The sequence below is a fragment of the Streptomyces sp. NPDC039462 genome (assembly GCF_055639375.1).
Map to the genome: position 1 here is coordinate 85,316 of NZ_JBVKAO010000007.1, position 14,643 is coordinate 99,958.

Annotated in this window: 10 protein-coding genes; 9 read left to right on the top strand and 1 reads right to left on the bottom strand. The window is 72.2% G+C overall.

The genetic code is table 11. The features are described from left to right. The first annotated feature begins 57 nt into the window (after positions 1–57). The 5 genes from ACZ7LU_RS31300 to obgE all read left to right on the top strand — a co-directional run bounded on the left by ACZ7LU_RS31300 (position 58) and on the right by obgE (position 8,332). Positions 58–4,410 (top strand): Rne/Rng family ribonuclease, encoded by a 4,353-nt coding sequence (locus ACZ7LU_RS31300; protein ID WP_471918649.1) that lies wholly within the window; start codon positions 58–60, stop codon positions 4,408–4,410. 219 nt (positions 4,411–4,629) lie between these two features. Beyond that, positions 4,630–5,982, top strand: coding sequence for a phospholipase D-like domain-containing protein (locus ACZ7LU_RS31305; protein WP_398297731.1), 1,353 nt, complete (start codon positions 4,630–4,632; stop codon positions 5,980–5,982). Between the two features lie 188 nt (positions 5,983–6,170). Continuing rightward, on the top strand, positions 6,171–6,491 hold the full coding sequence (gene rplU / locus ACZ7LU_RS31310; RefSeq protein ID WP_055566950.1) for a 50S ribosomal protein L21: 321 nt from the start codon (positions 6,171–6,173) through the stop codon (positions 6,489–6,491). Positions 6,492–6,505: 14 nt separating this feature from the next. After that, on the top strand, positions 6,506–6,760 hold the full coding sequence (gene rpmA / locus ACZ7LU_RS31315; RefSeq protein ID WP_365355700.1) for a 50S ribosomal protein L27: 255 nt from the start codon (positions 6,506–6,508) through the stop codon (positions 6,758–6,760). A 123-nt stretch (positions 6,761–6,883) separates the two neighbouring features. Further along, positions 6,884–8,332, top strand: coding sequence for a GTPase ObgE (gene obgE, locus ACZ7LU_RS31320; RefSeq protein ID WP_398297728.1), 1,449 nt, complete (start codon positions 6,884–6,886; stop codon positions 8,330–8,332). Between the two features lie 104 nt (positions 8,333–8,436). Here obgE and ACZ7LU_RS31325 read toward each other — a convergent pair whose 3' ends face one another. Further along, on the bottom strand, positions 8,437–10,536 hold the full coding sequence (locus tag ACZ7LU_RS31325; protein WP_398297727.1) for a hypothetical protein: 2,100 nt from the start codon (positions 10,534–10,536) through the stop codon (positions 8,437–8,439). A 251-nt stretch (positions 10,537–10,787) separates the two neighbouring features. Here ACZ7LU_RS31325 and proB point away from each other — a divergent pair, with 251 nt between their 5' ends. The 4 genes from proB (at position 10,788) to ACZ7LU_RS31345 (ending at position 14,641) form a co-directional block, all read left to right on the top strand. Next, complete coding sequence (proB, locus tag ACZ7LU_RS31330; protein WP_471918650.1) at positions 10,788–11,894, top strand: glutamate 5-kinase; 1,107 nt, start codon at positions 10,788–10,790, stop codon at positions 11,892–11,894. 224 nt (positions 11,895–12,118) lie between these two features. Beyond that, positions 12,119–12,598 carry a hypothetical protein gene (locus ACZ7LU_RS31335; RefSeq protein ID WP_471918838.1) on the top strand — a complete coding sequence of 160 codons (480 nt, stop codon included), beginning with the start codon at positions 12,119–12,121 and terminating at the stop codon, positions 12,596–12,598. 85 nt (positions 12,599–12,683) lie between these two features. Next, the gene (locus ACZ7LU_RS31340; RefSeq protein WP_471918651.1) at positions 12,684–13,976 is read left to right on the top strand and encodes a glutamate-5-semialdehyde dehydrogenase; all 1,293 of its coding nucleotides are present in this window, start codon (positions 12,684–12,686) and stop codon (positions 13,974–13,976) included. A gap of 50 nt (positions 13,977–14,026) precedes the next feature. Further along, on the top strand, positions 14,027–14,641 hold the full coding sequence (locus tag ACZ7LU_RS31345; RefSeq protein WP_468715898.1) for an SCO2584 family spore wall biosynthesis protein: 615 nt from the start codon (positions 14,027–14,029) through the stop codon (positions 14,639–14,641). The last annotated feature ends 2 nt before the right edge of the window (positions 14,642–14,643 follow it).

A 14,643-nucleotide genomic window follows, 5' to 3' on the forward strand; every position in this document is an offset into this window, starting at 1 on the left:
CGCGGACATCACCGGACCAGGCGCGGCGCCCGGGAGCGTGACGGGAGAACAGCCCGCATGCTTGAGCCGAACGACCCCACTGAGGGTTCGCAGAACAACACCCCCAGCGACACCCTGCCGCCGCGCCGCAGGCGCCGTGCCGCGTCGCGTCCGGCGGGCCCGCCGACGGGCGCCGCCGAAGCCGCGGCCCCGGCCATAACGGCCACCCCTGCCGCCGAAGAGGCCCCCGAGGTCGACGAGACCGAGGAGACGACCGAGGCCGCCGAGGTGTCGGCGCCGGTCGCCGAGCCGGAGCCCGAGGCCGCACCGGCCGCGCGCCCCCGCCGCCGCGCCACCCGCCGCGCCTCCGCGCCGGCCGGTACGCCGCAGGCCGCGGAGGTGACGGAGCCCGCCACCGAGACCCCCGCGCCCGCCGCTGCGGAGCAGGAGAGCGCCGAGGAGGCCGCCCCGGCCGCGCGCCCGCGCCGCCGTGCGACCCGCCGCGCCTCCGCGCCCGCCGGTGCCCCGCAGGCCGCCGAAGAGACGGCGACGGCTGCCGCTGTCGTGGAGACTCCCGCGCAGGCCGAGCCGGTCGCCGAGGAGGACGCGCCCAAGGGGCGCACGCGTCGCCGCGCCACCCGCACCGCTTCCGCGCCCGCCGGCACGCCGAAGGCCGCCGAGGAGACCCCCGCGCAGGCCGAGCCGGCCGCCGAGCCGGTGGCCGAGGAGGACGCTCCGAAGGGGCGTACGCGCCGTCGCGCCACGCGCACCGCCTCCGCGCCGCAGCCCGTCGAGGAGACGGCCGCCGCTGTCGTGGAGACCCCCGCGCAGGCCGAGCCGGTCGCCGAGGAGGACGCGCCCAAGGGACGCTCGCGTCGCCGCGCCACCCGCACCGCTTCCGCGCCCGCCGGCACGCCGAAGGCCGCCGAGCAGGAGGTGGCCGCCAAGCTCGCCGAGCAGCCGGCCGCCGTCGAGAAGGCGACCGCCGAGAAGGCCCCGGTCGAGGACGCCGCCGAGGCCGCCGACGAAGAGCCCCGTGGGCGTCGCCGCCGCGCCACCCGCAAGACCGCGGCCACCGGCTTCTCCGCGCCGTCCGGCCACAAGGCCCGCAGGGCCCAGCGCGCCGAGGAGTCCGGCGAGGACGGCGGGCGCAAGCCCCGCCCGGCCGTCGCCGTCTTCCAGGCGCCGGTGTTCGCCGAGCCGATGTTCCAGACCCCGGAGCGCGCCGCAGCCGCGGCCGCCGCCGAGGCCGCGGAGGAGAGCGCCGAGCCCGCCCCCGTGGCGGAGGAGGAGCCGACGCCGCGCAGGCGCCGCCGCCGTCGGGCCGCGGACGAGCAGCCCGCCGTCGAGGAGCGCGAGTCCGCCAGGCCCGTCAAGGCCGCCGACGAGCAGCCCGCCGACGAGCCCGAGGACGCCGCCGACCAGGCCGAGCAGGCCGACTCCGACGACGACACGGAGGAGTCCGGCGAGCGCCAGGGCCGCCGTCGCCGTCGCGGTGGCCGCCGCCGTCGCCGCGGTGACTCCGCCGACCAGGACGCCGAGCAGCACGAGTCCGCGCGCCACGCCCAGGATTCCGACGACGCCCACCACGCCGACGACGACGCCGACACGGTCGCCGCCGAGCAGGCGGAGCAGGACGCCGAGGACAGCGCCGAGCAGGAGGCGGAGGACGCCGAGGAGTCGGAGTCGAACGGTTCCGGCTCCAGCAGCAGCAGCCGTCGCCGTCGTCGCCGCCGGCGCCGTGCCGGTGACTCCGTCGAGGGCGAGCCGGCCGACGGCGACCCCGAGCGCACCGTCGTGAAGGTCCGCGAGCCGCGTGAGCGGCGCGCGAAGGACACCGAGCGCGAGCCCGGCACCGGCGCCGACGAGGTCCAGTCCATCAAGGGCTCGACCCGCCTTGAGGCCAAGAAGCAGCGCCGCCGCGAGGGCCGCGAGCAGGGCCGCCGCCGCGTGCCGATCATCACCGAGGCCGAGTTCCTGGCGCGCCGCGAGGCCGTCGAGCGCGTGATGGTCGTCCGTCAGAACGGCGAGCGCACCCAGATCGGCGTCCTCGAGGACAACGTGCTCGTCGAGCACTACGTCAACAAGGAGCAGGCCACCTCGTACGTCGGCAACGTCTACCTGGGCAAGGTCCAGAACGTGCTGCCGTCCATGGAGGCCGCCTTCATCGACATCGGCAAGGGCCGCAACGCCGTGCTGTACGCCGGTGAGGTCAACTTCGAGGCGCTCGGCATGGCCAACGGCCCCCGTCGCATCGAATCGGCCCTGAAGTCCGGCCAGTCGGTCCTCGTGCAGGTCACGAAGGACCCGATCGGCCACAAGGGCGCCCGCCTCACCAGCCAGGTCTCGCTGCCCGGCCGCTACCTGGTCTACGTGCCCGAGGGCTCGATGACCGGCATCAGCCGCAAGCTGCCCGACACCGAGCGCGCGCGTCTGAAGACCATCCTCAAGAAGATCGTCCCCGAGGACGCGGGCGTCATCGTGCGCACCGCCGCCGAGGGCGCGAGCGAGGACGAGCTGCGCCGCGACGTCGAGCGGCTCCAGGGTCAGTGGGAGGAGATCCAGAAGAAGGCGAAGGCGATCTCCACGAGCTCGCCGAGCCTGCTGTACGGCGAGCCGGACATGACGGTCCGCGTCGTCCGCGACATCTTCAACGAGGACTTCTCCAAGGTCATCGTCAGCGGCGACGAGGCGTGGGAGACCATCCACGGCTACGTCTCGCACGTCGCGCCCGACCTGGCGGACCGCCTCTCCCGGTGGACGTCCGAGGTCGACGTCTTCGCGACGTACCGCATCGACGAGCAGCTCGCGAAGGCCCTGGACCGCAAGGTCTGGCTGCCCAGCGGCGGCTCGCTGGTGATCGACAAGACCGAGGCGATGATCGTCGTCGACGTCAACACCGGCAAGTTCACCGGCCAGGGTGGCAACCTCGAAGAGACCGTGACGAGGAACAACCTCGAAGCGGCCGAGGAGATCGTGCGCCAGCTCCGGCTGCGCGACTTGGGCGGCATCGTCGTCATCGACTTCATCGACATGGTCCTGGAGTCGAACCGGGACCTGGTCCTGCGGCGCCTGCTCGAATGCCTCGGGCGGGACCGTACGAAGCACCAGGTCGCCGAGGTCACCTCGCTGGGCTTGGTCCAGATGACCCGCAAGCGCGTCGGTCAGGGTCTCCTGGAGTCCTTCTCCGAGACCTGCGTCCACTGCAACGGCCGCGGCGTCATCGTGCACATGGAGCAGCCCACCTCCGTGGGTGGCGGCGGCAAGCGCAAGAAGCGCGGCCGCGGCGGCTCCGACCACCAGGACCACGGTCACGAGCACACGCACGAGCTGGAGGCGGCGGACGACTCGGCGGAGACCGAGACCGCGGCCGAGGTCGCGGCGGAGGTGGCCGCTCCGGTGGCGCTGCCCGAGCCCGAGTTCGTCGCGGACGAGGAGCTGTACAGCAGCGCGGCCGAGGCCGAGGCGGCTGCTTCCCGCGGCCGTTCGCGGCGTCGTGCCACGCGGCGCGCGTCGGCTCCGGCGGGCGCTCCCCGTGTGGAGGCCGCTCCCGAGGAGGAGGCCGCGCAGGCCGACGCCCCGCAGGCGGAGGCTCCCCAGGCGGACGCTCCGAAGGCCGCGAAGAAGTCCGGCAAGCGGGCGGCCAAGGCCGCCGAGCGCGCCGAGCGGGCCGCGAAGGCCGAGGCGGAGGCCAAGGCCGCCGAGATCCCGGCCGTCGAGGCCGAGACCGCGCGCACGGTGGCTCCGGCCGTCGAGGACCCGATCGTGGGCAGCCCCGAGGCCGTCGAGGCGGCCCACGAGGCCCACGACGCCCACGAGGAGGCTCCGGCGGCTCCGGTGGACGATGCCGCGCCGAAGGGGCGTACGCGCCGCCGTGCGGTCCGCAAGGCGACGTCGCCGGCCGGTTCGCCCAAGGCCGCCGAGGGCGCTGCGGGCGCCGACAGCGCCGAGGTGGTCGTGGAGGCCCCCAAGGCCGAGCCGGTCGCCCCTGCGGTCACCGAGCCGGTGTCCGAGCCCGTCGCCGAGGCGCCCGTCGCCGACGCCGCGCCGCCGCGTCCGCGCCGCCGTGCGGTGCGCAGGGCCACCGCGCCGACCGCGTCCGCGGAGGCGGCCATCGTGGTCGTCCCGTCGGCGGAGAAGGCCGCTGAGAAGCCCGCCGAGAAGCCGGCCGAGGCCGAGCAGGCCGGGACGGAGACCGAGGCCCCCGCCGAGGAAGCCGCTCCGGCCAAGAAGACGGCGCGCAAGGCGGCCAAGAAGGCGCCCGCCAAGAAGACGGCGGCGACCAAGACGGCAGCCAAGAAGACCGCGGCCAAGAAGACGGCCGCAAAGAAGACGACGGCCAAGAAGGCGTCGAAGGCGACGGCGAAGAAGGCCGCGGCGGCGGAGCAGACGCCGTCCGGCGTCTCCGCGAGCGCGACCAGCGAGGACTGACCTCTTCGCGACCGGTGCCCCCCGCTCGGCGAGAACGCCGGGCGGGGGGCACCGCTGTGTCCGGGAAACGGCGTCGCACACCCCGAAAGCGTGAAGTGGGAGGGCCCTCCTTGGAGCTCCGGGGGGATACCTGTAAAACTCATGCGGTCTGATGAACGAACAGGGACGTGTGCGTGCGTTTGGGGAGACTGCGCGCCTTCGTCAGGGGAGGGATGACATATGGCGCACGGGCGCCTGCGAGGCACGGGACGGCACCGTGCGGTGAAACCGGTCAAGGGCGGCCGCCAGGCGGTGGCCCTGGCCACGGTCCTGTCGGCGGCGGGAATCCAGGCCGCGGGCTCCGTGGGGACCGCTTCGGCGGACCCGCTGCCCACCTGGACGGAGGGGCCGATCTTCAACGATCCCAAGGGCTCCGTCGACCAGCAGCACGCCATCAGGACCCGGCTGATCGAGCTGACGAACGCCGCCGTGCCCGGCTCGACGATCAAGGTCGCGGTCTACCACGTCTGGGAGGCGTCGGTCGTCGACGCGCTCGTCGCCGCCAAGAGGCGCGGCGTGCGCGTGCAGGTCCTGCTCGACGAGACGAGCAGGAGCGACCGGCCGACGAACACCTCGTACAACACGCTGAAGTCGGCACTCGGCACCGACAAGACCAAGTCGTCGTTCGTGTCCCTCTGTCCGACCGGCAAGTCCTGCCTGGGCAACCCCCAGTACGGCAAGTCGATCATGCACAACAAGTTCTGGCTGTTCTCGGAGGTCGAGGGCGCCAGGGACGTGGTCGTGCAGACCACGTCGAACTCGACGCCGTCGGCGCACACGAAGTTCTTCAACGACGCGCTGCTGCTGCCGGACAACCCCGCCATGTACGACGCGTACGCGGAGTACTTCACGGACATGCTCGGCAAGCGCTGGGCGGACTGGGACTACCGCACGGTCAGCAGCGGCCGCTACAAGGCCTACTTCTTCCCGCGCAACGGCACGGTCAACGAGACCGACACCATGTACTCCGTCCTGAACAACGTGAAGTGCACGTACAAGGACTCGGCGGGCGTGACGCAGCACACCAAGGTGCGCGCCGCCATCTTCAAGATCACGCGGAAGCAGATCGCCGACAAGCTCGTCTCGCTGAAGAAGGCCGGCTGCTCGGTCAGCATCCTGTACGCGGAGACGGACAGCGCCAAGAGCCAGGGCGGCACCCCGGGCACCTGGGAGCAGCTGCACACGTCGGGCGGCCCGTCCGTGCGCTGCTACAACGACGACCGGGACCCGCTGCACCCCGGCTCCCGCCTCACGACGCCGTACATCATCCACTCGAAGTACCTGCTGGTCGACGGCGTGTACGACGGCAAGCGGAACAAGGTCTCCTTCACGGGCTCGCAGAACTACACCGCGCCCGCGCTGAGGGAGAACGACGAGGCGATCGTCAAGATAGACGACGACTCGGTGCACGACACCTACCGCTCGCACTTCGACCGCACGCGGGCCGTGGCGTGGCCGGGCAGCGCCGACAAGACGGACCTGTGCAAGGGCGTCAAGCCGCTGCCGCCGGACGGTGAGAATCCGGTCAGGTGAGCGGGGGTACGGGGCCGGTTTGACCCGCCAGGACCGGCCCCGTAACCTTGACCGTCGGCGTGTTCCTATGCACGTCCGCCCTCTGTAAACCTATTTCCTCTCGTGGCTCCGGGCCGTGAGAGAGGCTGTTCCGCTTCTGCGGGCGGCTGGACTGCAGGGGTCCCGTTCCGAGCGAGAGAGAGATCCGCGTGTACGCCATCGTGCGCAGCGGTGGTCGTCAGCACAAGGTTGCTGTCGACGACATCGTTGAGGTTGACAAGATTTCCACTGCCAAGGTTGGCGACACGGTCGAGCTCTCGACCCTGCTCGTGGTCGACGGCGATGCCGTGACGAGCGACCCGTGGGTGCTTGCGGGCATCAAGGTCCAGGCCGAGGTCGTGGACCACCACAAGGGCGCGAAGATCGACATCCTTCGCTACAAGAACAAGACCGGTTACCGCCGTCGTCAGGGTCACCGCCAGCAGTACACGGCGATCAAGATCACCGGTATCCCCACGGCTGCGAAGTAAGGGACTGAGACAAGATGGCACACAAGAAGGGCGCATCGTCCACTCGGAACGGTCGCGACTCCAATGCTCAGCGGCTCGGCGTGAAGCGCTTCGGCGGTCAGGTCGTCAACGCCGGTGAGATCCTGGTCCGCCAGCGCGGCACGCACTTCCACCCGGGCTCGGGCGTCGGCCGCGGCAAGGACGACACCCTGTTCGCGCTGGACGCGGGTGCGGTGGAGTTCGGCACGCACCGCGGCCGCAAGGTCGTCAACGTCGTTCCGGTCGCCTGATCCAGGCTTCCGTAGAACACGTTCTTCGCGAGGGCGGACCTCTCTTCCCGGTGTCGGGAAGAGGGTCCGCCTTTCGCGTGTTAGACGTAAGACATTTCCGTTCTTTTCTGGAGGCACCGAACCATGACCACCTTCGTGGACCGCGTCGAGCTGCACGCCGCCGCGGGTAACGGGGGCCACGGCTGTGCCTCCGTCCACCGTGAGAAGTTCAAGCCGCTCGGCGGCCCGGACGGCGGCAACGGCGGCCGTGGCGGCGACGTGATCCTGGTCGTCGACCAGGACGTCACCACCCTCCTGGACTACCACCACAGCCCGCACCGCAAGGCCACCAACGGCCAGCCCGGCGCCGGCGACCACCGCTCCGGCAAGGACGGCCAGGACCTGGTCCTGCCCGTCCCGGACGGCACGGTCGTCCTCGACAAGGAGGGCAACGTCCTGGCGGACATGGTCGGCCAGGGCACCACCTTCGTCGCGGGCCAGGGCGGCCGCGGCGGCCTCGGCAACGCGGCGCTGGCCTCGGCCCGCCGCAAGGCCCCCGGCTTCGCGCTGCTCGGCGAGCCGGGTGAGACGCGGGACGTCGTCCTGGAGCTCAAGACCGTCGCCGACGTCGCGCTCGTGGGCTACCCGAGCGCGGGCAAGTCCTCGCTGATCTCCGTGCTGAGCGCCGCGAAGCCGAAGATCGCCGACTACCCGTTCACGACGCTCGTCCCGAACCTCGGCGTGGTGACGGCGGGCTCGACCGTCTACACCGTCGCGGACGTCCCCGGCCTCATCCCGGGCGCCAGCCAGGGCCGCGGCCTCGGACTGGAGTTCCTGCGGCACGTCGAGCGGTGCAGCGTGCTCGTGCACGTGCTCGACACGGCGACCCTGGAGTCCGACCGCGACCCCGTCTCCGACCTTGACGTCATCGAGGCCGAGCTGCGGGAGTACGGCGCGGGCCTGGAGAACCGGCCGCGCATCGTCGTCCTGAACAAGATCGACGTACCGGACGGACAGGACCTCGCCGAGATGGTCCGGCCCGAGCTGGAGGAGCGCGGCTACCGCGTCTTCGAGGTGTCGGCCGTCGCCCACAAGGGCCTCAAGGAGCTCTCCTTCGGGCTGGCCGAGCTGGTCGCGGCGGCGCGTGCCGCCAAGCCGAAGGAGGAGGCGACCCGCATCGTCATCCGTCCCAAGGCCGTCGACGACACCGGCTTCACGGTCACCCGCGAGGAGGTCGGCGGCGAGCCGCTGTACCGCGTGCGCGGCGAGAAGCCGGAGCGCTGGGTGCGCCAGACCGACTTCCAGAACGACGAGGCCGTCGGCTATCTCGCCGACCGGCTCAGCCGTCTCGGCGTCGAGGAGGCGCTGATGAAGGCCGGTGCGCGCAACGGCGACGGCGTCGCCATCGGCCCCGAGGACAACGCGGTCGTCTTCGACTGGGAGCCGACGATGATGGCGGGCGCGGAGATGCTCGGCCGCCGTGGCGAGGACCACCGTCTGGACGCGCCCAGGCCGGCCGCCCAGCGGCGCAGGGACCGCGACGCGGAGCGGGACGAGGCCCAGAAGGAGTACGACGACTTCAAGCCCTTCTAGTACGGGCAGGGCGATCCCCTGGGCAACGTCTCAGGGCGGCGCATACGAAAGGGCCCCGGAGCTTGGATCCAAGCTCCGGGGCCCTCTCGTATGCGCTCAGTCGGTCAGGCCGAGATCGAGTCCTCCGCGCCGTTCGGCTCGTTCGACTCGTTCGGGTCCTGCTCCGTCTCCTCCGCCGCTTCCTCCGCGACGCGCTGGCCCGGGATGTCCGCGTCGATGCGGGACGTCATGCGGGCGCGACGGGCGTCGGCCTTGGCGCTCAGGGCGAGGGCCGCGGCGTTGAAGCGGACCAGGGAAGGCGGGTCGGAGGGGCCCAGGAGGTGCTCCTTGAGCTCCGCGCGGGCCTCCGCGTGCGGGTCCAGCTCCGGGGCGCGCACGGCCTTCAGGAGGGCCGCCACGCCGTCCGCCTCGGGGGTGAGGATCGTCGCCGCGGACGCCGTCGGGAAGCTCGCGCGGAACTCCGCCTCCGACATGCCCGCCGTGTTGGCGACGGCGTACGGCTTCTCGCTGCTCAGCCAGTCGGAGACGACCGAGGAGACATCGCTGATCAGCAGGTCCGCCTGGTTGAAGCAGGCGAAGATCGCCGGGCGCGCGGACGTGATGATCTGGTGCTCCCACTCGGGGAAGGAGGCCCAGAACGCGGCCTCCCACGCGGCCGTCGCCGCGGCCACGGCCGCCTGCTGGCCGCCGTCCGGGGAGCCCTGGAGCATCATCCGCTCCTGTTCGTCCGCGCTCTTGCGGAAGCGCCGCGCGGTCAGCCGGTCCAGCTCCTCGGTGCGCCGGACCAGCTCGGCGGCGGCCTCGGGGCCCGGACGGGCGCCGGAGCGCTTCGCGTTCGCCGCGAGGATCATCGCCTTGATGCGCTCGTTGGCGGCGCCCGCGCGCGGGTCCTGCGAGCCGGTCATCGGATGCGGCTTGTACAGGAGGCGTACGCCCGGGTCCGCGAGGAGCTCGCGGACGATGTTCTCGCCGGCGAGGACCACCGAGGTGTTGCCGGGGTTGCCGTCCCAGCCCTCCCAGGTGGGGGCGTACAGGACGGTCGTGTACGGCCCGGTGGGCGCGCCGGAGAACGGGCGGATCGGGGACAGCTGGGGGCGGCCGACCTCGACCACGTCCTTGTCGTCCACGCCGATGTCCGCGAGCTGGTAGCGGTCGCGGGCCGCGGGGCCCGCCACCCACACCTCGTCGTACGCCTTCGCGTAGGGGTTGCAGGAGGAGAGCTTGTCGCTCTCGCCGTGGTTGATGAAGGCGTGCTTGATCGTGGGGATGCGCAGCACCTGGGAGGTCTTCGCGGCGTTCGCCGGGTGCAGCATCATCTTCAGCGTCGACGTCTCCAGGGAGAACATCGTGGCGACCTTCGGGAAGCAGATGATCGGGACGTCGGTCGCGTCGATCTTCTGCACCATGAACCGCTCGCGCAGCACGATCAGCGGCTTGCCGTCGAGCGCGGCGAGCGTGGAGAGCCACATGTTCGCCTGGTACGCGGACGTGGTGCCGCCGGAGAAGTACATGGCGACGGTCGGCTTGTACTCGGCGAGCCACGCGTCGAGCCACTCGATGACCTTCTGGTCGTTCTTCGCCCGCTTCTTCGGCAGCAGCCAGGTGGCGAGGTAGAGCGCGCCGGCGCCGATCAGGGTGATGGAGACGGCGAGCCCGATGCCGCCCCAGTACGCGTCGGTGGTGGCCGCGGTGAGCAGCAGGCCGACCGTCGTCGGGACCGAGAAGGTCAGCAGGCGGTGGGCCTGGCGGCGGGAGAGGATCCGCGGCGGGGCCGCGGTCAGGTGCAGGTCCGACGCGTCGATGTTGCGGGTGACGATCGGCAGCGAACGGGTGCGGCGCACGAGCACGGCGACGGCCTGGCAGGCGAAGTGCAGGGCGTAGAAGCCGAGCAGCGCGATGGTCAGCGGCGACTGCTCGGCGAGCGGCTCTATGCCGTCGATGCGGAGCAGCCCGACGAGGATCAGCATGTCGCGCAGGAGCTGGCGCACCGTGACGTCGAAGCGGATCTTGCCAAGGAGGGAGAGGAGGCCCGGCTGCTTGTACTGCAGATAGATGTCGAGCGCGAGATTCGCGGCGGCCGCGGCGATGAACACCGGGACGATGGGGATCAGCGCGGTCGCGAGCTGTGTCGCGAAGAGCGCGAACATCGCGAACAGCGCTGACAGCTGCACGATGCGTCGGGGGGCGAGTCCGGCAGAGGGCACGGGCTTGGGCTCCTGGCGGGGATGAAGGGGGATGAAGGGAAACTGGGGGGAAGTCGACCACTGACCGTATGACGCGCAGTGGCTCCCTAGCAATCTTCCGTGACATCAATCACCGGATAAAGGGGCAAAGGAGACTGAACCCCGAGGCCGTTTTCTGCCTCTGACTCGAATACGCCTTCCCGCGCCACGTAGATTGCACATCCGGAGCATCGGATCACTTGGGGAAAAGCGTGACAGCGGCAAGGCAGTCAGTGGCAGAGGCCCGGCGGGTCGTCGTCAAGGTCGGGTCGTCGTCCCTGACCACCGCGGCGGGAGGCCTGGACGCCGACCGTGTCGACGCCCTCGTCGACGTACTGGCGAAGAGCAGGAGCGGCGGCGAGCGCGAGATCGTGCTTGTCTCGTCCGGTGCCATCGCCGCGGGCCTTGCCCCGCTGGGGCTCGTGCGGCGCCCCAAGGACCTCGCCCGCCAGCAGGCCGCCGCCAGCGTGGGCCAGGGCCTGCTCGTGGCCCGCTACACCGCCTCCTTCGCGCGCTACGGCGTACGCGTCGGGCAGGTGCTCCTCACCTCCGACGACATGGCCCGCAGGGCCCACCACCGCAACGCCTCGCGCACCCTCGACCAGCTGCTCGCGATGGGCGCGCTGCCGGTCGTCAACGAGAACGACACCGTGGCGACCGACGAGATCCGCTTCGGCGACAACGACCGGCTCGCCGCCCTCGTCGCCCACCTCGTCCACGCCGACCTCCTCGTCCTCCTCTCCGACGTCGACGGGCTCTACGACGGCGACCCCGCCAAGCCCGGCACCTCCCGCCTCGACGAGGTCAGGGGCCCCGCCGACATGGCGCACGTCGAGATCGGCAGCGCCGGCAAGGCGGGCGTCGGCACCGGCGGCATGGTCACCAAGGTCGAGGCGGCGCGGATCGCCGCGGCCGCAGGGATCCCCGTCGTCCTGACCTCCGCGAGCCAGGCGGGCGACGCCCTCGCGGGCCGCGCCACCGGCACGTACTTCCACCGCACCGGACGCCGCTCCGCCGACCGCCTCCTGTGGCTGCAGCACGCCTCCGAGCCGCGGGGCGCCCTCACCCTCGACGAAGGCGCGGTGCGCGCGGTCGTGGAGGGCCGCAAGTCGCTGCTGCCGGCCGGGATCGCCGCCGTCGAGGGCGACTTCACCGCGGGCGACCCCGTCGAGCTGCGGGACGCCGCGGGCCGGCCGGTGGCGCGCGGCCTGGTGAACTTCGACGCCAAGGAGATCCCGATGCTCATCGGTCGCTCCACCCGGGATCTGGCCCGCGAACTCGGACCTGCGTACGAGCGGGAGGTCGTGCACCGGGACGACCTCGTCCGGCTGCACGGATAGCGCCCGGAAAGCCCCAGGTCGCGTCGGACCGTCCGTCCCACACGCCTCACGCGCCCCGGCTGAAAACCGTCGTGGACGGCCCCGGCCGTCCAGTCCGCGGAAGGTAAAACTCCCCAAAACCGCCCCGCGGGACTGCTTGGCCTGCTCAACTTTGTTGAAGACAGTTCTGCACGACCGTTGCGTATCAGCACCACCATTGCGTAAAGGAGGCCGTCGTGAGACGAGTGCGCCCAGGGGCGGCGTCCCGCGGCTCGGCTGAGCGGACGCTGACGAGCGTCGCCGCGGGTACGGCGTACGAGAGCGACCCGCACGACGCCCGGGAGAGCGCCGCGGGCGAGAGCCAGGAGGGCGAGAGCGCGGCGACGCCCCGGCTGTGGCACGTCACGCTGAGCGTCTCGGGCGCCGAGGCCCCGCTCGACGAGCTCAGGCGCGGACTCGAACAGCTCGCCCACGACCACCCCTTTCTCCTCACCAGCAGGTACGCGCCGGACCACGCAGAGATCCGCTACTGGGAAGAGGCCCGCGATCTGCACGACGCCGCCGCGGTCGCGCTGCGGCTGTGGGGCGAGCACCGGCAGAGCGCGCAGCTGCCCCCGTGGGAGATCGTGGGGCTCGAAGTGATCGGCCGCGACACATACCACCAACGCATCGCAGAGGGTTACGGTCCGTTACCGGCCGCCCCCGTCGGCGTACACCCCTTTTGAGCCGTCGTCCCCCGGAGGTGCCGTACCGGTCTCGGGGACTGGAACACCGGGTGGACGCCCCGCGCGCGGGGATTACCCTGCGGGCATGACGTCGCTCTCTCCCGTCTCGCCCTACGACAACCTCTCACCGGTCGCCCAGGCCGCCTACCGCGCCCGCGGCGCAGCCGCCACGCTCGCCCCGCTGCCGCGCTCCGCCAAGGACGACGCGCTGCTCGCGATCGCCGACGCCCTCGAGGTGCGGACCGCCGAGATCGTCGAGGCCAACGGCAAGGACACCGAGCGCGCCCGCGAGGCCGGGACCAGCGAGTCCATCGTCGACCGCCTCACCCTCACCCCGGAGCGGGTCCGCGCCATCGCCGCCGACGTGCGCGACGTGGCCGCCCTGCCCGACCCGGTCGGCGAGGTCGTCCGCGGCTCCACCCTCCCCAACGGCATCGACCTGCGCCAGGTCCGCGTGCCGCTCGGCGTCGTCGGGATCATCTACGAGGCCCGCCCGAACGTCACCGTGGACGCCGCCGCCCTCTGCCTGAAGTCCGGCAACGCCGTCCTGCTGCGCGGCTCGTCGTCGGCGTACGCCTCGAACACCGCCCTCGTGCGCGTCCTGCGCGACGCGGTGCACGGCGCGGGACTGCCCGCCGACGCCGTCCAGCTCGTCCCGGGCGAGAACCGCGACTCCGTGCGCGAGCTGATGCGCGCCCGCGGCCTCGTCGACGTCCTCATCCCGCGCGGCGGCGCCTCGCTGATCAAGACGGTCGTCGAGGAGTCCACCGTCCCCGTCATCGAGACGGGTACCGGCAACTGCCACGTCTACGTGGACACCGCGGCCGACATCGACACGGCCGTCGACATCCTGATCAACTCCAAGGCCCAGCGCCCCAGCGTCTGCAACGCCGCCGAGACCCTGCTCGTGCACCGCGACATCGCCGACGCGTTCCTGCCGCGCGCCCTGGACGCCCTCGCGGAGGCCGGGGTGACCGTGCACGCCGACGAGCGCGTCCTCACGTACGGGGACGCCTCCAAGGCCACCGTCGTGCCCGCGACCACCGAGGACTGGGAGACCGAGTACCTCTCGTACGACATCGCGGCCGCCGTCGTCGACACCCTGGAGCAGGCCGTCGAGCACATCCGGCTGTGGACCTCCGGGCACACGGAGGCCATCGTCACCACCTCGCAGCAGGCCGCGCGCCGCTTCACCCAGCTGGTGGACTCCACGACGGTCGCCGTCAACGCCTCGACGCGCTTCACCGACGGCGGCCAGTTCGGCTTCGGCGCCGAGATCGGCATCTCCACGCAGAAGCTGCACGCGCGCGGCCCGATGGGACTGCCCGAGCTGACCTCCACCAAGTACATCGTGACGGGCGACGGCCACATCCGCTGAATTCCCTTTCCGGCTGCCCAGATTGCCCCTTCCAGGGCTACGCTGGAGGGGTGCCGGAGGACGTGGGGGGCACGCCGTCGTTCCCTGACGGCTGGGAGCCCGACGACGACCGCGACCGCGGGGGTGCGGACGAAGAGTTCGCCTCCGTGGTCTTCGACGAGGACTTCGTGCGGGCCGCGGAGATTCACGAACCGACCGCGGTGGAGCGGCTGTTGGCCGCCGCCCAGGCGCGCGCCGAGGCCTCCGAGGCCGAGGCCCGCCGGGCGCGCACCCGCGGCCGCGGCCCCGACGCCACGGACGACGAGCTCCACGACGACGGCTTCGGCCCCGACGACGGCAGCGAGTTCGGCCGCGACGACGAGTTCGACGACGCCTACGAACACATCGCCCGCGGCGAGGGTTACGGCCGCCCCGGCCGCCACCCCGGCCAGCTCCGCTGGCACCGCCCCATCGCCTGGATGCTCGCCCTCGTGATGGGCATCGGCATGGTCGCCCTCGCCTTCACCGCCGTGTACCGCGGAGCGTCGTCGGGCCGCCAGGACCAGGTGCCCGCACCCGCCTCGACCGAGGTCGGGCAGGGCGCAGGCAAAGACACGCCGCCCAGCCCTTCCGTCTCCGCCGAGTTCGGCAGGTCGACGGTCCCCGCCGAGCCGCGCACACCGTGAGG

Excerpts from the sequence above, each read along its gene's own strand:
- obgE (WP_398297728.1), top strand. The coding sequence starts at position 6,884 with ATGACCACCTTCGTGGACCGCGTCGAGCTGCACGCCGCCGCGGGTAAC.
- ACZ7LU_RS31300 (WP_471918649.1), top strand. The coding sequence starts at position 58 with ATGCTTGAGCCGAACGACCCCACTGAGGGTTCGCAGAACAACACCCCC.
- rpmA (WP_365355700.1), top strand. The coding sequence starts at position 6,506 with ATGGCACACAAGAAGGGCGCATCGTCCACTCGGAACGGTCGCGACTCC.
- ACZ7LU_RS31340 (WP_471918651.1), top strand. The coding sequence starts at position 12,684 with ATGACGTCGCTCTCTCCCGTCTCGCCCTACGACAACCTCTCACCGGTC.
- ACZ7LU_RS31305 (WP_398297731.1), top strand. The coding sequence starts at position 4,630 with ATGGCGCACGGGCGCCTGCGAGGCACGGGACGGCACCGTGCGGTGAAA.